A 17,278-nucleotide genomic window follows, 5' to 3' on the forward strand; every position below is an offset into this window, starting at 1 on the left:
AAAGAGCGCGCGGTCACGGACCACGGCGGTCCGCGAGTCGACCGGCCAACGCCCTCACTTGAACACTAAGCCTGCTGACTATTGGTGTCCAGAACCGAATATTTCACCGGAAGTGCCCTGGGGGCCTGGAAGGACAACAGCATGATCCACGCCGGTTCGGAGTCCGCCAGCTGAAGCCCGGGCAGCGCCGAAGCTGTTTCGTGGACAACGATGCTGGCCTCGAGTTCCGCCAGTTTGGCTCCGAGGCAGCGGTGGATGCCGAAGCCGAAAACCAGACCGTTGCTCATTGAGTTGGCCGCTCGGTCCGGCTGCCCGGGCAAGGGCCGCGGCCTGCCTTCCGGACCGGTTTTGGTGCCCGGCCCGGCCTTGAAGGGGCTTGTGATGAAGTTGCCGCTCAACTCGAGGAGGATTTCGGTTCCGGCCGGAACACGCTCCCCGCCGAGGTCCGTGTCCTGGGTGGTCACCCGCCGCCACGTCGGAACGGACGATTCCGTGGCCAGCACGTGCCGGACCATCGAACGGGCGCCAGCCTCAGACCCAGCATCCCGCCAGCTCTGGACTGCGCTTCCCTCCAAGAGGCGGAACAGGGTGGTGCTGATCAGTTGAGTTGTTGTTTCCTGCCCGGCAATCAGGAGGAAGTAGCCAAGCGAGCAGATTTCCGGCACGGACAGACCGTGCTCCGCCAGCGATTTGAACAGGTTGCGCCCGGGTACCTGCACGGATTCCGTGACCAGCTCGCGAATCCACACATAGAAATCGGCCGCGCTCCGGGCGAGCTCCAGCTGGCGGGTTTCGTCGGGCCAGCCCCAGAACAGCTCCATCGAGTCAAGTCCCCAGCGCTTCAGGCTCACCAGGTCCCGCACGGGCAGCCCCAGCAGCTCCAGCATGACAATGGCCGGCGGTAACGCCGCAATGGACTGGACAAGGTCAACCGGTTCGGCACGGGAAAGCCGTCCGGCAGCGTTGAATGCTGCTACCCGGGCAAGTTCACGGATGCGGGGTTCCATCGCCGCAACCTTGGCGGGGGTGAAGTAGCCCGCCACCACCTTGCGGATCCCGGCGTGGGTGTCAGTGTCATTGCTGGCCAGAACCGGCGGCAGCGCGAACCGCACGCGCTGGAGCGCACGCAGGGCCGGCCCCGTCAAAGGCGTCACGGCAACCAGGGCGTTGGCGGGACTGAAGTCGGCTGGTCTTTGCAGGATTTCACGGACGTCATCCGGGTTGCGCACCACCATGTATGGGCAACGGGTTTCGGATGGGGGCGTGAGGATCCCCGTGATTGATGGATCCGGGGTCATGCCGGCAGTCCGTTCAGCCAGTGCGCTGCTTCGGCCCGAAAGCGGACCGGCGGCAGGGTTGACGCCTGCTCGGGAAGGGCGCCGAGAAACGGAACGGGCAGGGATCTCATGACCTCAAGGTTGCTGTGGTGCAGAAACCCTGGTTCAGCGGGCCAACTGCCCAGCACAATGCCCAGCACTTGAAGTCCGCGCAGTGCCAGCGCCTCGAGCGTCAGTGCTGTGTGGTTGAGCGTGCCAAGGGCAGGACGGGCCACAAGAACGAAGGCCGCAGCCAAGAGCCCGCCCAGCTCCGCCATGGTGCCGCCTGAGGAATCGAGCTGCACCAGCAGGCCGCCGGCACCTTCAACCAGGACGTGATCATGGGATCCTGCGAGTTCACGGATCCTGTCCGCGTGCGCTGTCAGCGGGGGAAGGGGCATCCGGTCGACGGCGGCAGCGGCGATTGGTGCCAGCGGCTCACGCAGCACGACTCCCGTTTCCGCTGTCACGGCACCGGCCAGCCGGAGGATTTCGGCCGTGTCGGAGTCGCCCGCCGACGCTCCTGACTGGCACGGCTTGTAGACGGCAACGCTGCGTCCCAGTCCGCCGAGGACGGCGGCGAGCGCCGCCGTCGTTATTGTCTTGCCGACACCGGTGTCTGTTCCGGTGATCAGGATGATGGGCGGCAGGTTCATGGGTGATCCTCCAAAAGGGTGCGCAACACCGCGCAACTGTGTTCGACGTCCTTAGGCTTAAGGGTGGCCCTGGCCGTGAGCCGAAGCCGTGAAATGCCGTCAGGGACCGACGGCGGGCGGAAACAGCCGATGTGCACGCCGGCGGCCCGTGCAGCTTCAGCAACCTTCAGGGCCGCCTCCGAGGAGGGCATGGCGATGGATTGAACAGCCCCCGCCGAAGGCGCCATGGTGGTGCCCATGTTCTCCAGCACGCCGGCCAGGCCCGAGGCCAGGGCTGCTGCATTGCTCCGGACGGATGCGGCGCGCCACGGTTCATCCCGAATGACATGGACCGCAGCAAGGGCCGCCGCCGCCGATGCCGGGGCCAGTCCTGTGTCGAACATAAAGCTGCGCGCACGGTTGACCAGGTGTTCGCGCAACAGCTCCGAGCCCAGAACCACACCGCCCTGGCTGCCCAAGGCCTTGGACAAGGTGGCAGTGACAATCACGTTGGGATGCCCGGCAAGAGAGGTTCCTGCCACCGCGCCGTGTCCCTGAAAGCCGGCCACTCCCAAACTATGCGCCTCGTCTATCAGCAGGGTGGCGTCGTGTTCCGTCGCCAAAGAGAGAAGGTCCTGGAGCGGCGCCTCATCGCCCAGCACGCTGTAGACGGATTCGACGGCGATGAGTGCACGCGGTTCGGTCCGTTCCGCGAGCAGCCGGCCCGCTTCGCATGCATTGTTGTGTTCAAAGAACTCTGTCCGGGAGCGGCTGAGCCGGAATCCGTCGATCATCGAGGCGTGGCAGTGCTCATCGGCCACGATCAGGGTTCCCGGCCCGCCCAGCGCGGTGATCACGCCCAGGTTGGCCAGGTAGCCGGAGGAGAACACCAGCCCTGCGGCCATGCCCGTCAACAACGCCAGTTCCTGCTCCAATTCGAGGTGGAGCCGGGTTGTCCCGGCCACCAGCCGTGAGGACGTGGCACCCGTACCCCATCGGGACACGGCCTCGGTGGCTGCCTTGGCCAGCCGCAAGTCGGCTGACAGCCCCAGGTAGTCGTTGCTGGCGAGGTCGATGAACAGTTCGTCGGCAGACCGGGGAGCGGGCCGGCGGACCAGCCCGCGCCGGTCCCGGACGGCTGCCTGCCGCTCCAGCCACTGCGTCATGGGGGTGCTCATGCCCGGCCGCCCACGGGTACAGGGACGAGGTCGTGGACTTCCGCGACGGCGGCCCTCATGCCCGCGGTGATCTGTTCAATGTCCGCCGCGGTGCTGATGTACGGGGGCATGGTGTAGACGAGGTTCCGGAACGGGCGAACCCAGACACCGTGCCGGATGGCGGCCGCAGTCACGGCGGCCACGTCGACGGCGTCGTGCAGTTCGATGACACCGACGGCGCCGATGGTCCGGACCCCGGCTACGGCGTCGAGGTCCTGCGCGGGGGCGAGCCCTGACTCAAGGCCGGCGCCGATCCGGGCCACATCGTCCCGCCAGCCTCCGGAGTCGAGAATGCCCAGGCTCGCGTTGGCCACCGCGCAGGCCAGCGGGTTGCCCATGAACGTGGGCCCGTGCAGCAGGGCGCCGGCCTTGCCGTTGGATACCGTGCTGGCCACGTCGGCGGTGCAGAGCATGGCGGCAAGGGTCAGGTATCCGCCGGTCAGCGCCTTTCCCACGCACATGATGTCCGGAACCACGCCGGCATGATCGGCTGCGAAAAGCTCCCCGGTCCGGCCAAAGCCGGTGGCGATTTCGTCGAAAATGAGCAGCAGGCCGTAGCTGTCCGCAATGAGCCGCAGTTCATGCAGGCATTCGGGCGGGTACGCGAACATGCCGCCCGCACCCTGGAGGACCGGTTCCACGATGATGGCCGCAAGCCCCTCGAAGCCGGCGGCCACGATGTCCCGGACCGCCGCCGCCCACTGTTTGATGTTGCCTGTAGTGGCGTCTGCGGTGGCGCCCCCGGTGGCGGAGGACCCCGCCGGGGGACGGGGCGCAAACACGTTGCCCGCCAGCAGACCCGGGAAGGCAGAGTGCATCCCGTCCACGGGATCGCAGACGCCCATCGCCGCAAAAGTGTCCCCGTGGTACCCGCCCCGAATGCTCAGGAAGCGCTGCCGTTGGGGAAATCCGCGCGCTGTCTGAAACTGCACCGCCAGTTTCAGCGCGACCTCCACGGAGACGGAGCCCGAGTCGGCGAGGAACACCCGCTCCAGGGGTGATCTTCCGCCGCCAGCCGGCGCCATCTCCACCAGCCGCTCTGCGAGCTCCACCGCCGGGGCATGCGTGAGCCCGCCGAACATCACGTGGCTGAAACTGTCCAGCTGCTCCCTCGCAGCGGCATCCAGCACCGGGTGGCGGTAGCCGTGGATGGCGGACCACCACGATGACATCGCATCCACCACCTCGTGGCGGCTGCCGTCCTCGCCCCTGAGCCGCAGCCGCACGCCGTCGGCCGCCTCGACCTCCCAGAGCGGAAGGTCCGCGGACGCCGGGGCGTACGGATGCCATAACCGCGCGCGGTCCCGCTGGATCAGCCCCGGCTGAGCCTCGCCGCTCACGGCGCCAAAACCTCATGGCGCGAGCATTCGGCCGACCAGCCCAGCGGAGTCACCTGGACCTTCATGCGGCGCCTGCACGTCGCGCAATAGCGCGGCGGCTCCATCGCGAGGCGCTCGCCGCAGCGGTGGTGGACGTCCGGCGCCAGGCCGGCGCCGCCGTCGGACGGCTGGCCGCAGTGCCCGCAGAACCCGACAGGGTTTTGCGGGGTGAGTGAGCGGTTGGGGATCATAGCGACTTCTGGAGTTCCTTGATGGGCATGTTGAGCTCGACCAGCAGGTTTAGGTCGGCTGTGGTCGGGCGGCCCAGCGTGGTGAGGTAGTTGCCCACGATGACGGCGTTGATCCCGCCCATCAGCCCCTCCCGCGTTCCCAGATCGCCGAGTGTCAGTTCGCGTCCGCCGGCATAGCGCAGGACGGTGCGGGGCATGGCCAGCCGGAACGCGGCGATGGCCCTGAGGGCGTCCTTTCCATCCATGATCTGCTGGTTCTCCAGCGGCGTTCCCGGCCGGGGGTTGAGGAAGTTCAGCGGGACCTCGTGCGGTTCCAGGGCCGCGAGCTGGGCGGCCAGTTCGGCGCGCTGCTCCAAGGATTCGCCCATGCCGATGAGCGCTCCGCAGCACAGTTCCATTCCGGCATCCTTAACCATGTTGCAGGTCTCCAGGCGCTCTTCGTAGCTGTGCGTGGTCACTACCTCGCTGAAGTAGCTGCGGGCCGTTTCCAGGTTGTGGTTGTAGCGGTGCACGCCCCACTCAGCAAGTTGGTCCACCTGACGCTGGGTCAGCATGCCAAGGGAGCAGGCGATGTTGATCTCAACTGCTTCGTTGATGCGATCGATCGCGAACTTGATCTGGTTCATGAGTTTGATGTCCGGCCCACGAACCGCCGCCACGATGCAGAATTCAGTGGCTCCGGTGGCGGCTGTTTCTTTGGCCGCCTTGACGAGTTCGGGAATGTCGAGCCAGACGCCCCGGACGGGGGAGTCGAACAGACCGGACTGGCTGCAGAAATGGCAGTCCTCGGGACATCCTCCCGTCTTGATCGAAATGATGCCTTCCACCTCGACGTCCTCGCCACAGTGCTTGAGCCGCACCTCGTGCGCCAGCTGAAGGGCGGCCGGAAGTGCCTCGTCCGGGAGCCTGAGAATCTCCACCAGCTGGCTTTCGGTCAGCCCCACGCCGTCTTCCAGGACCTGTTTCCTTGCAATCCCGAGTATGGACGGCTCGGGCACCGGTGCCTCAAGGTTCGGTGCCTGAAGGGTGGAGCCGGGGGTCATCGGAGGATCTGCCTGAATCGTCATTGATAGTCCTTTGCGCTGGCGGGAAAATGCCTCACAGCTGACGCTAGTTTTTCGCTGGCCAAAGGATTTTGGAGGGTATCTACAACGAGGAAGACCAGAAGTTGGGCAGCCAGTCCTGTTCGAAACGGTGACGGTCCAACCCCGCAGGACCTATTTGTGTCAGGATCAGTTATGCCTGACCGCCTGATGCTGCTGGACACTGCCTCGCTGTACTTCCGCGCCTTCTATGGCGTCCCTGACACCATCCGCCGCTCCGACGGCACGCCGGTGAACGCTGTCCGCGGGCTGCTGGACATGATCGCCCGGCTCACCACCGATTACGGGCCAACGCATCTCATCGCGTGCTGGGACGACGATTGGCGTCCGCAGTGGCGCGTGGACCTTCTCCCAACTTATAAATCGCATAGGGTGGCTGAGGTGATGGTTGGTGCCGCCGACGTGGAGGTGGTGCCGGACGCCCTGGAGGCGCAGCTTCCGATGATCCGGCGGGTGCTTGACCTTGCCGGGATCGCCGTGGTGGGGGCTGCCGAGCACGAGGCCGACGACGTCGTGGGCACCTACGCCAGCCACGCCGCGTTGCCGGTGGACGTTGTCACGGGGGACAGGGATCTCTTCCAGGTTGTCGACGACGCCCGTCAGGTGCGGGTCATCTACACCGCGCGCGGGATGAGGAACCTTGAAGTCATCACAGAGATCGTGGTGGTGGGCAAGTACCGTGTGCTGCCGCAGCAGTATGCCGACTATGCAACCCTCCGCGGTGACGCTTCGGACGGGCTGCCGGGCGTTGCCGGCATCGGGGAGAAGACCGCGGCTTCGCTGCTCAAACAGTATGGGACGCTGGAGCGGCTCCTCGAAGCGGCGGCAGATCCGGGAAGCGGACTCTCCGCATCCGTGGGATCCAAGCTTGCTGCGGCCGAGGCATACCTCCGGGTCGCGCCCACCGTGGTGAGGCTGGTCCGCGACCTTGAGCTGCCCACCCTGGAGGAATCCGGCGCGCAGCTGCGTGCCGTGGCCGGCGAGCCTCGGGCAGAACTGCAACGTCTCGCGACGGAGTGGAACCTGGGCGGATCAGTAGCACGGCTCCTCGAGGCGCTCGACCGGCACGGCTGAGGATTGGATTCGCCTACAGGAAAAGCCTCCGGCCTAGACCCGTTGGTCAGGGGCATCCAGCAGGGCTGCCAGCGGTGGCCTTGTTCCCCTGCGGAAAAGCATCCCCTCCGGCAATCCCTCTACTGCTACGCGTGATCCGGACACATCGATGGTCACCCGTGCCCCGCCCACGGGGAGGTTGGTGGTGTGCAGGCTTCCCCAGGATTTGGGCAGCACGGGGTCCATCCACAGCGCGCCGCGGGAGACGTGCGCCTCATAGCGCAGGAGGCTGCGCATAATCATCACCGGCGTGGCCGAAGCCCACGCCTGCGGGGAACAGGCGGTGGGGTAGGGCAGGGGTTCCGGACACTCGAACCTGCTGAATCCGCAGAACAGTTCGGGAAGCCGGTTGTCCGTGTATTCGGCCGCCTCCATCAGTGCCGTGGAAAGCTGCTGCGCCTCCTTGACGAAGCCGTACCTCATAAAACCTGCCACGATGAGCGCGTTGTCGTGGGGCCACACGGATCCGTTGTGGTAACTGACCGGGTTGTAGGCCCCCATGTCTGTTGCCAGGGTCCGGATTCCCCAGCCGCTGAACATCTCCGGGGACATCAGCCGGCGGACAACCAATGGTGCTTTGTCCTCATCCACGATGCCGGACCAGAGGCAGTGGCCCATGTTGGAGGCGCAGGCGTCAACCGGCCGTTTGTCCCCGTCCAGTGCGATGGCGAAATACCCCTGTTCCGGCAACCAGAACTGTTCGTTGAACTGCTTTTTCAGCCGCTCGGCCCGGTACCGGAAGTCAGCAGCGAGCGCCAGGTCACCGGCGTCGTACGCCATCCACGCCCGGGCGATGTAGGCACTGTAGACGTAGCCCTGTACCTCACACAGGGCGATGGGCGCCTCGGCAATGCGGCCGTCGGCAAAATTGATCCCGTCCCAGGAGTCCTTCCAGCCCTGGTTGATGAGGCCGTGCTCGTTCAGGCGCTCATACTCGACAAACCCATCGCCGTCACGGTCGCCGTAGTCCCGGACCCAGTCCAGGGCGCGGTCGGCATGGGGCACCAGGGCGGCGATGTCCCCGGCGGCAAGCCCCCAGTGGCTCGCTTCGCCAAGGAGGGTCACGAAAAGGGGAGTGGCGTCGGCAGTGCCGTAATAGGCGGATCTGCCGCCCAGCGCAAGGCCGGTCCCGACGTCGAGCCGCACCTCGTGCAGAATCCGTCCCGGTTGCTCTTCGGTCAGGGGATCCACTTTGGTACCTTGGCGGTCCGCAAGGGTTTGCAGCGTTCCCAGGGCCAGCGTTGCGTCGACCGGCAGGACCATAAAGGATGACAACAGCGAGTCCCGCCCGAACAGCGCCATAAACCACGGGGCTCCTGCCGCCACCACCATCCTGTCCGGATGGTCGGGGTCAACGATGCGGAGTGCGCCGATGTCGTCATGGCTGCGCAGGAGGCTCCGCTCGATGGACGGATTGCCCACTCGGGGAAGCGGGATTCGTGCCTCCCAAGTCCGCTGAAGCCGCTCCTGCGCCGAGATCATGGCGGCAGAGAGGGAAACGGTCGGCAGGCCGGCATCCACTTCAGTTTCGGCGGTCAGCGGCAGAACGGTGGCCCGCACGGTCCACTTTCCATGCGGCGGGATAGTCATCCCCACCACGAAGCCTTCAGCGCTTGCTTCGGCATCGCGCATGCGGACAACGATGCCTTTGCGTGCCTCCTGCCAGGCCGCTTCGATCGTCACCGAACCGGACTTAAAGCGCCTGCTTTGTTCCCAGACGCGGTGGAACCGGCCGTCCTTGACCTCGAACAGATCTGCGAAGTCCGCGTCCAGGGACAGCGCAATCTCGCAGGCCGCAGGCTGGAGGGAATAGTTGCTGACGGTGATGTCCTCCACGATGCCGGCACCCAGCTCACGCTTCCGCTCGACGGTCAGGGGGCTGTCGGCCCGGCCGTCGGAGCGGGCTGCCCTCCCGATATAGGTGCCCTGGTACGGGGACGGGGTCCACGCGCCCAGCGGCTCCAGCGGCTGACCGTTCACCGTGAGCGCCCAGCGCGACAGGATCCTGGTGTCCCGGTAGAAAACGCCGTGCGGGTGGTGCGGGAAAATGTCACCGTTAGGAAGGGAGATGCAGAAGGACGATCCTGCGACGAGAGTTACCGCGCCCTGGCCGGTGGATCCTGCGGCGTTGTCTGCATTCCATCCGGCCATCCCAGGCTCCTTTGAAAAACATCACAAACCGTGCCTGTAGTTGAATTTACGCCGATGGCTGGGCTCATGCCAGACGCTTCATTTCTTCGCCACACCGCTTTCCGTACCGGATTGCAGTCCTGCTCAGGCGAGGTTGGACAGGCGGGAGCATTCCTCCCAGAGCCGCCTTGGACCTTGGGACGAAGCGGGCAGACTGTCCCTGGACCGGGAAGGTGCGGCCTACAGTTGTTGTATGGACAGTTGATGTCTGGACAGCGAAGCTGCCTTCCCCGCCAGCCAACTGTTTCGAGGCGGCGATGATGCGCAGCGGCCCCCAAGGAGTGTGAGTGCCATGCCCAAGACCGGCAAGAACAACCACGCCCGCAAGGAAGAGCTTCCCTCGACCCTGCAGCGCTCTGAGCAGAAGGCCCAGGACACGTTCGCCAAAACCTACGATGCCGCCCTTGAGACCTACGACAACGACGAGAGCAGGGCTGCCCGTGCCGCCTACGCCTCGCTGAAGCACAGCTATGAGAAGGTGGGCGACCACTGGGAGCCAAAAGAGAAGCGCGGCCCCTCAGACAAGCGCGCCGAAGGCGGAGTTGATTCATCGGCACCCACTGCCGGCGGCGTGGATGCGAACGCATCCAAGGAACACCTCTACAAGCGTGCGCAGGAACTGCACATCAACGGCCGCTCGAGGATGAATAAGGACGAGCTGGTCCAGGCACTGCAAAAGGCAAATGAAACCGCCACCAGGAAGGCGCGTGGCGGCTAAGCGTGAAAAAACCACGCGCGGGAAGACCTGCTGCATGAAAACCAGGCAGGCGGCGCTAGGCGACGGCGGGCAGGGACTGCGCGTTCCTGATCCGTGATTCGCCGCAATGGACGGTCAGCGGGGGAATCTGCCACTGCCCGCGATCTTTGGTTTTGGGGCGCCCCACCGCTACGTGCGGAGTCCAGCGGGGGTGCCTGAAGCCGAGCGCCCTGGAGCTGAGGATGAAGTCATCCACGTGGTCCACCAGCAGCCCGTCGAGAAGTTCGCGCAGCCCCTGCAGGAGTGATGCCTGGTAATCGTGCACCCGTTCCGGCACATCCACTTCCAGTCCGGAGATACTTCCCCCTCCGAGCAGGATCAGTCTTTCCGCCCGCCCGGAAAAGCCTTCCAGCACCGGCAGGGACCGCAACCAGCCAACCGTGCTGCTGATAACAGCGTCGGGGCTGGTGATGCCGTTGGTCCAATCAGCGACGTCCCGGGAGAAGTCCTCCAGGATGCCGATGTGCAGCAGGGTCAGGTGCAGCCCCTGCGGCCTGCGCAACCCATGGACGTAGCTGCCCAGATGCTCGTAGTCGGATGGCCCGGAGCCCACGCTCAGCACCGGCACCTCCACGGTGATCCGGGGGAGTGATTGCATCCAGGCCTCCTCAAATCCTCTCGGCGTGGCTCTCGCGGATACAGCGTTGTCACTCTACTCGGAGGATATGGACAGCGGGTATGGAAATCCGTCAGATCGAAGGCGCGGGCTCACATTTCCGAGATCGGCAGCCCGATGGCGGGGCCGTTCTGACGAAATTGTTTACAATAAAGGGAAACGTGCCGAGAGCAACCCAGCGGGGAGAGTATGACGATTATTGATGAGGCCACGCGGACCGGCCTTTCTGCGTCCGAGCTTGTCAGCGTACTCCGCCAGGCGATCATCACCGGTGAACTGGTACCCAAGCAGCGGCTTGTCGAAGCCGATCTTGCCGCCGAGTACGGTGCCAGCCGCGGAAACATCCGCGTCGCGCTGTCGGAACTGAGCGTTGAGGGCCTGGTGGAGCGTGTGCAGAACCGCGGGGCCAGGGTCCGGGCAGTCTCGGTGGAGGAAGCCGTTGAGATCACCGAAGTCCGCGGCGCCCTGGAAGCGCTGTGCGCGCGGAAAGCCGCCCAGCGAATTTCCGATCCTGAGTCCGAGGAGTTGCGGGAGCTTGCCAGGCAGATGGAAGACGCTGTGGCCCGGGGTGACCGGGAATCGTACTCCGACTGCAACCAGCGGCTTCACGCCAAGATCATTGCCATGAGCGGCCAGGAGACCGCCGCCACAACAATTCAGCGGCTGCGCGGCCAGGCAGTGCGGTTTCAGTTCCGGCTTGCGCGGCAGCCGGGGCGGCCGGCTATTTCCCTTCCACAGCACCTGGCCATCATTGATGCTGTTTGCCGGCACGATTCCGAAGGGGCGGCCGAGGCGATGAGGCTGCATCTGGAAAGCGTGGCAGACGCCATCCGTGGGCCCCAGGGCTGACACAGGCCCGAAGAGGCAGTGCCGTATCAGCTCTGTTCCTGTCAGGCTGCAGGCACCGTCAGGCTGCAAGCACTGTCAGGCAGTGCGCGTTGCGGCGCGGGCGGCCTGTCCAATGATGGCACTGTACGTTGGATAGGCGAACTTGACCCTTGCCAAGGTGGCGAGGTCTGTACCTGCCGCCATGGCTGAGGCCACGGCCTGCACCACCTCGACGGCGCTTTCCCCCACTGCATGGGCGCCCAGGATCAGTTCCTGGTGCCGGTCAGTGACAAGTTTGAGGAAGCCCGCTTCCCGGTCATCGATGATGGGACGCTCTACCGTGCCGTAGGGGACGGTCACCGAGAGGCATTCCGGGTCGCATTCCCGCGCCCGTTCCTCGGTGAGCCCCACTCCGGCGTAGTCGGGGTCAGTGAAACCGCCTTCCGGCAGCAGGTGGTGGGGTGTGGTCCGGTGGGCGCCCAGGACCGCGTTGCCTGCCGCCGTTTCGCCTTCAAACACCGCGGCCTGCACCAGCATGCTGGTACCGTTCGCGTCTCCGGCGACAAAAATGTGCGGCACGTTGGTACGCAGGTAGCCGTCCACTGGAATGAACGAGCCGGACGTCGCCACCCCCGCGGCCTCCAGGCCCAGCCCCGGGATGTTGGCCGGCCACCCGGCGGCCATCACCACGGTGTCAACATCGACGGCGGAGCGCCCGCCGTTCTTGGTCCAGGAGATTTCGAGATCCCCATCATGGTTCCTGGCGATCTCTTCGATGCCGGAAATTCCGGTTTCCAGCCTGATTCCCTTGGTGGCGAAGCTTTGCCCTACATAGGCGGCAACGTCATGGTCCTCGGTCAGCAGCAGGCGGGGCGCCACGTCCAGGAGCAGCACCTCGGATCCCAGCGCGTTGAAGATGGTGGCCAGCTGCGCACCGGTGTGGCCGCCCCCAATGATGGCCAGCTTCCCGGGGAGTTCTTTGAGGGTCAGCACTTCGTCGGGAAGGATGGCGTGCTCGGCTCCAGGGATCGGGAGCCGCCGTGCGGCTCCGCCAACACAGAGAATGATGGAGGCCGCAGTGAATTCCTGTCCATCAACGCTGACGGTGTGGTCGTCGGTAAAGAGGGCCCGTCCTGAGATGAGGCGGATGCCAAGGCGTTCCATCATGGCGTCGTACTGCTTTGCCGCCAGCACGCGCTGCACAGTCTCGCGGACGCGGGCAACTGTCCTTTCCCAGTCCACGGCCGGTTCCTGGACCACGATCCCGTAGTCAAACGCTGTCCTCACCTCGCGGTACAGCCTTGCCGTCTTGGCCAGCACACGCGTGGGAACGCAGCCTGAGTTCAGGCACGTCCCGCCGAGCGCCGCACTCTCCACCACCGCTGTCCTGGCGCCCAGTTCGGCCGCCCGTTCCGCAGCTGCCATTCCAGCGGGCCCGCCGCCGATGACCAGAACATCGTACGTGTAGTCCATGAGCTGTCCCCTCAGTTAGCTGGTTCCCACCGTACCGGACCTGCCCCTGACCCAGGCAGGCACCCAGCAGGCATCCTCAGCCGGCGCCACGGTGTTGCCCGCCGGCTTTGAGTGTCGCAGCGCGCCCAAGTAGTGTGGCCCACACCACACTCGCAGCACTCTGACTTTGGGAGAGACCATGCCACATGTGAGACGACGACTGGCTGCCGTAACGGCAGTCCTGGCCTTGAGCACGACGGCGGGCGGTGCTATCAGCCCCGCCTTCGCCGATCCCCGCGAAACTGAAAAGACGGCCACTGCCACCGGATACGGCGGAGCCGTAAGCACGGTGGATCCGGAGGCTTCCGCGGCCGCAATCGAAGTCCTGCGCAAGGGCGGCAACGCGGCGGACGCTGCCGTCGCAGCGGCAGCGACCCTTGGCGTGACCGAGCCCTACAGCGCCGGGATCGGCGGTGGCGGCTACTTCGTCTTCTACGATGCCAAAACCGGCAAGGTGAGCACCATCGACGGGCGCGAAACGGCACCCGCAGCAATGCCCCAGAATGCGTTCATCGACCCGGCCACCATTACCCCAGACAAGCCCGCAGGCGCGCCGTACACTTTTGCGCAGCTCGTGTCGAGCGGCGTCTCCGTTGGCGTCCCCGGCACACCCGCTACCTGGGAGCGGGCGCTGGAGCGTTGGGGAACCTTAAGCCTCGGCGATGCCCTGAAGCCGGCCATCAAGGTGGCGAACCGCGGTTTTGTGGTGGACGAAACATTCCGCCAGCAGACCTTGGAGAACAAGGTCCGCTTCGCGGCCTTCACCTCGACAAGCAGCCTTTTCCTCCCGGGCGGCGACGCACCCGCCGTCGGCAGTATCTTCCAGAACCACGACCTTGCCCAGACGTACCGGCTCCTCGCAAAGCAGGGCACGGACGGCTTCTACACGGGCCCTCTTGCAGAGGAGATCGCAACCACGGTCCAGGCGCCGCCGAAATCGCCCGATACCGAACTGCCGGTCCCTGTGGGGCACCTGACGGCGGCTGACCTGGCTGCCTATAAGGCCCTGGACCAAGATCCTACCCATGTGAAGTACCGCGACTATGACGTTTACGGCATGGCGCCCTCCAGCAGCGGCGGAACCACAGTGGGTGAAGCCCTGAACATTTTGGAGCCGTTCAACCTGGCCGAAATGCCAACCTCCGGGGCCCTGCACCACTATCTCGAGGCAAGTGCGCTTGCCTTCGCCGACAGGGCCAAGTACGTGGGCGACCCGGCTTTTGTGAACGTGCCCACCGCTGCGCTGACGGACCCGCTGTTCGGCAAGGAACGCTCCTGCCAGATCAACCCGGCGCAGGCGGCAACCAAGCCGGTACCAGCGGGGGACGTAACCAAGTACGACGGCGCGTGCCCGGGTGCCGTTGCCCCGCTCGCGGATGAAAAGGACACCGAAAACATCTCGACGACGAACCTGACAGTCGCCGATAAATGGGGCAACGTGGTGGAGTACACCCTGACCATTGAGCAGACCGGCGGGTCCGGGATTGTAGTGCCCGGCCGGGGGTTCATCCTCAACAACGAGCTGACCGACTTCTCCACCGTGTACGACCCTGCTGATCCCAACAGGATCGAGGCAGGGAAGCGGCCGCGTTCCTCGATGTCCCCAACCATCATCCTGAAGGAGGGCGAACCGTTCCTTGCGCTTGGCTCGCCCGGCGGATCCACGATTATCACCACCGTCCTGCAGACCATCCTGAACCGGGTGGACCTGGGGATGACCATCTCCGAGGCGCTAGCCGCACCGCGCGCAGCCCAGCGCAATACGGCCAAAATCAGCGCCGAGCAGGAGTTCATCGATACTTATGCGGGCGAACTCGAGCCTCTCGGCCATGTGTTCACCAAAGCAGGTGACTCGTTCACCTCGCTGCCCGAAATCGGAGCTGCCACCGCCATCGAGTTCGGACCCGGCAACCGGATGGTCGCCGCTGCCGAGCCGGAAAGGCGTGGCGGCGGCTCTGCCATGGTGGTCACGCCGGCGCCTTAGGGTGATGGCATAGGGGCACTTTCCCCGGGCCCGGTATCGCGGAGCGCCAGGGCTGCCTGGACAAGCGCCGCATGCGTCAGGGCCTGGGGAAAGTTCCCCAGCAACATGCCGCTGGCCGGATCGATTTCTTCGCTGTAGAGGCCCAGCTCGTTGGCCTTTCCAAGCAGGGCTTCAAAGAGTTCCGTGGCTTCGGCATGACGGCCGGTATGGGCGAGGGCCTGGACCAGCCAGAAGGAACAGGGCAGGAAGGCGCCCTCTGTCCCCGGCAGCCCGTCCTGGCCCGGCGGGTATCGGTAAAGGAGTGGATATCCGGCGGACAGTTCACGTCCAATAGCGTCCACCGTGCCTCTCACCCGGGCTGATCCCGGTTCGTCCAGGCCCAGAAGAGGCAGCACGAGCAAAGCCGCGTCCAGGTCCTGGGACCCGTAGGTGCGTGTGTAGGAATTTTTCCCGGGGTCAAAGCCCTTGGCCTTGATCTCTTCGGACAGGGACTCCCTTGCCTCCTGCCAGCGGCGTCTTTGCCTGGCACCGAGGCGGTGGGTCTCTGCGATGCGCAGCGCCCTGTCCAGGGTCAGCCAGCCCATGATTTTTGAGTGGACATGCTGCGCTTCATCGCCCCGGATCTCCCAAATTCCCGCGTCCGGATCCTGCCAGCGTCCAGCTACCAGATCAGTGAAGCCGCGCATGGCCCGCCACGTCTCCGAAAACAGCGGATGTCCACCCTTCACCAGCACCCAGGCGGCATCCAGGACCCAACCGTAGCCATCAAGCTGGTGCTGGTTGGCGGCGCCGTTGCCGGTACGGACGGGGGCACTCCCGGCATACCCCGGCCAGCCTTGCAGCGTGCGTTCCCGTGGCACGTGCCGGCCGGACAGGCTGAGGATGGCTGGCAGCCTGGGCCGTTCCAGCCTGCTGGCATGCAGGAGCCACCCGAGGAAGTTGAGCGCTTCGGCCGATTTTCCTGCGGCCAGGAAGGACCCGACGCCGATGCTGGCGTCCCGCGGCCACGCATACCTGTAGTCCCAGTTGCGGATACCGCCCACGTCCTCGGGCAGTGAGGTGGTTGGCGCCGCCACGGGCGCGCCCGAGGGGGAGTAGGTGAGAAGCCGCAGGGTCAGCAGGCTACGGAGGACCGGTTCGCGGAACGGAATCCTCCTGTCCACCTCTTCAGTCCACATCCGCCAGCGGGCGGAGTCAGCCTCCACCAGTTCCCACGCCGCCGCCGGATCAACGTGGATGAGCGGTTCGCCGTACGCCACAGCAAGCACCAGGGTCACGGGTTGGCCGGGGATGACAGTGACAGGTTCCGGCTTGCCCGGTTCCAGGTCCAGTGCGGGGCTGCAGCCGAGGGAAAGGGCCAGTGGGCCCCATTCGCACACCAGGCTCCGGCCATTGCGGACGCGTGGGCGGCGGTGACGTTCACCGAGCTTGGGGTCAAAGCAGACCGATGCTGCCACTGGCGCGCCTTCTGCCGTCAGGCGCCGAACCAGCACTGTCGTCGGCAGCAACTGGCCTGCTACCTCTGCCACCATGGCTTCGGTGAGGACAAGCCTTCCCTGATCTGAGGCCCACACTGTTTCCAGCGTGGCGGTTCCGGGAAGGTAACGGCGGCTGACGGGCCGGGAAGGCACGGCCGGTCCCATCAGGAAGGTCCCGGCTTCGGTGCCGCCCAGGAGCGCGCCGAAGACAGGCTCGCCGTCGAATGTGGGGGCACAAAACCAATCCACTCCGCCCTCGGCGGACACCAGCGCGGCTGTCCGCGTGTCGCCCAGCAGCCCGTAGTCCGCGATGGGAAGTTCGCGCCGTCGCTCCGCCCGCCGCTCAGCCTGCCGCTCAGCCACGCGCTCACCCTGCCGCTCAACCCGCCGCTCAACCCGCCGGGGAGGCCGGCTGCCGGCAGGCTCAGCAGCCGGGTTGACGCTCGCGGCCTTCATGACGCCCCCAGCAGCAGTCCCAGGACGGCGCCGTAGATCACGTGGGCCACGACGGCCACGGCTGGCGTCTGGATTCCGTAGTTCAGGCCCAGCAGGCCCGGGGGTTCCAGCGCGGCCCTGTTGGCCGGTCCCGCACGGGTGGATGCCATCCGTGGATGGACGCCGGGCAAAAGGGGCAGGATCACCGTCAGGGCAACGGCAACGTGAAGGAGCCCGAGCAGCGCCCCGATCCACCACGTGGCCTGTCCCAGAAGGGCGAACGTTGCCGCGTACCCCAAGGCGAATACCTGGCCGGCGGCCAGGTGAATGAAAAAGCCCGCGAACCGGGCCCTGTCCGGGTCCGGAGTGAGGACCGTACCCAGGACCAGCGGCAGATCAAGACGGGTCCAGCCCGCCATTTGCGCGGCAATCATCACAACGGTCAGGGCACTGGTGGCCAACAGACCGAAAACGGCCCAACCTTGCCAATCCATCTCACGCGCTCCGCACGTCCAGAAGCTTGC

General features: G+C 65.7%; 15 protein-coding genes. 4 read left to right on the forward strand and 11 right to left on the reverse strand.

Features of this window, described 5'->3' with window-relative positions:
• Window positions 1-65: 65 nt before the first annotated feature.
• Genes M1E17_RS12100 through bioB form a run of 6 tightly spaced genes read right to left on the reverse strand, consistent with a single transcriptional unit; the run spans window position 66 to window position 5,781 of the window.
• Window positions 66-1,298, reverse strand: coding sequence for a cytochrome P450 (locus tag M1E17_RS12100; RefSeq protein WP_457962295.1), 1,233 nt, complete (start codon window positions 1,296-1,298; stop codon window positions 66-68).
• Window positions 1,295-1,972, reverse strand: a complete 678-nt coding sequence (bioD, locus tag M1E17_RS12105) for a dethiobiotin synthase (protein WP_457962296.1) — start codon at window positions 1,970-1,972, stop codon at window positions 1,295-1,297. Before bioD ends, M1E17_RS12100 begins: the two co-directional genes overlap by 4 nt.
• A complete protein-coding gene (locus M1E17_RS12110; RefSeq protein WP_457967730.1) occupies window positions 1,969-3,117 on the reverse strand; it encodes an 8-amino-7-oxononanoate synthase in 1,149 nt (382 codons plus the stop codon). Before M1E17_RS12110 ends, bioD begins: the two co-directional genes overlap by 4 nt.
• An 8-nt stretch (window positions 3,118-3,125) precedes the next feature.
• Window positions 3,126-4,508, reverse strand: a complete 1,383-nt coding sequence (locus M1E17_RS12115) for an adenosylmethionine--8-amino-7-oxononanoate transaminase (RefSeq protein WP_457962297.1) — start codon at window positions 4,506-4,508, stop codon at window positions 3,126-3,128.
• The gene (gene bsaP / locus M1E17_RS12120; protein ID WP_457962298.1) at window positions 4,505-4,738 is read right to left on the reverse strand and encodes a biotin synthase auxiliary protein BsaP; all 234 of its coding nucleotides are present in this window, start codon (window positions 4,736-4,738) and stop codon (window positions 4,505-4,507) included. The genes M1E17_RS12115 and bsaP overlap by 4 nt, the downstream gene beginning before the upstream one ends.
• Complete coding sequence (gene bioB / locus M1E17_RS12125) at window positions 4,735-5,781, reverse strand: biotin synthase BioB (protein WP_457967732.1); 1,047 nt, start codon at window positions 5,779-5,781, stop codon at window positions 4,735-4,737. The genes bsaP and bioB overlap by 4 nt, the downstream gene beginning before the upstream one ends.
• A 195-nt stretch (window positions 5,782-5,976) precedes the next feature.
• On the opposite strand from bioB, the gene M1E17_RS12130 reads away from it, so the two are divergent.
• A complete protein-coding gene (locus M1E17_RS12130; RefSeq protein ID WP_457962299.1) occupies window positions 5,977-6,915 on the forward strand; it encodes a 5'-3' exonuclease in 939 nt (312 codons plus the stop codon).
• A gap of 33 nt (window positions 6,916-6,948) precedes the next feature.
• Here M1E17_RS12130 and M1E17_RS12135 read toward each other — a convergent pair whose 3' ends face one another.
• Complete coding sequence (locus M1E17_RS12135; RefSeq protein ID WP_457962300.1) at window positions 6,949-9,105, reverse strand: amylo-alpha-1,6-glucosidase; 2,157 nt, start codon at window positions 9,103-9,105, stop codon at window positions 6,949-6,951.
• Window positions 9,106-9,436: 331 nt separating this feature from the next.
• On the opposite strand from M1E17_RS12135, the gene M1E17_RS12140 reads away from it, so the two are divergent.
• The gene (locus M1E17_RS12140; RefSeq protein WP_457962301.1) at window positions 9,437-9,862 is read left to right on the forward strand and encodes a ChaB family protein; all 426 of its coding nucleotides are present in this window, start codon (window positions 9,437-9,439) and stop codon (window positions 9,860-9,862) included.
• A gap of 55 nt (window positions 9,863-9,917) precedes the next feature.
• Here M1E17_RS12140 and M1E17_RS12145 read toward each other — a convergent pair whose 3' ends face one another.
• Window positions 9,918-10,499 (reverse strand): hypothetical protein, encoded by a 582-nt coding sequence (locus M1E17_RS12145; protein WP_457962302.1) that lies wholly within the window; start codon window positions 10,497-10,499, stop codon window positions 9,918-9,920.
• Between the two features lie 207 nt (window positions 10,500-10,706).
• On the opposite strand from M1E17_RS12145, the gene M1E17_RS12150 reads away from it, so the two are divergent.
• The gene (locus M1E17_RS12150; protein WP_457962303.1) at window positions 10,707-11,366 is read left to right on the forward strand and encodes a GntR family transcriptional regulator; all 660 of its coding nucleotides are present in this window, start codon (window positions 10,707-10,709) and stop codon (window positions 11,364-11,366) included.
• Between the two features lie 75 nt (window positions 11,367-11,441).
• On the opposite strand, the gene M1E17_RS12155 is transcribed toward M1E17_RS12150, so the two are convergent.
• The gene (locus M1E17_RS12155; protein ID WP_457962304.1) at window positions 11,442-12,818 is read right to left on the reverse strand and encodes a dihydrolipoyl dehydrogenase family protein; all 1,377 of its coding nucleotides are present in this window, start codon (window positions 12,816-12,818) and stop codon (window positions 11,442-11,444) included.
• A 178-nt stretch (window positions 12,819-12,996) separates the two neighbouring features.
• On the opposite strand from M1E17_RS12155, the gene ggt reads away from it, so the two are divergent.
• Complete coding sequence (ggt, locus tag M1E17_RS12160) at window positions 12,997-14,841, forward strand: gamma-glutamyltransferase (RefSeq protein ID WP_457962305.1); 1,845 nt, start codon at window positions 12,997-12,999, stop codon at window positions 14,839-14,841.
• Here the strand turns inward: ggt and M1E17_RS12165 are convergent.
• Together M1E17_RS12165 and M1E17_RS12170 are read right to left on the reverse strand one after the other, a co-directional pair.
• Window positions 14,838-16,775 carry a glycoside hydrolase family 15 protein gene (locus M1E17_RS12165; protein WP_457962306.1) on the reverse strand — a complete coding sequence of 646 codons (1,938 nt, stop codon included), beginning with the start codon at window positions 16,773-16,775 and terminating at the stop codon, window positions 14,838-14,840. The genes ggt and M1E17_RS12165 overlap by 4 nt on opposite strands.
• Window positions 16,772-17,248: a hypothetical protein gene (locus tag M1E17_RS12170; protein WP_457962307.1), complete on the reverse strand. Its 477-nt coding sequence runs from the start codon at window positions 17,246-17,248 to the stop codon at window positions 16,772-16,774. The genes M1E17_RS12165 and M1E17_RS12170 overlap by 4 nt, the downstream gene beginning before the upstream one ends.
• Between the last annotated feature and the right edge of the window lie 30 nt (window positions 17,249-17,278).

This window comes from Arthrobacter sp. D1-29, from assembly GCF_054130585.1.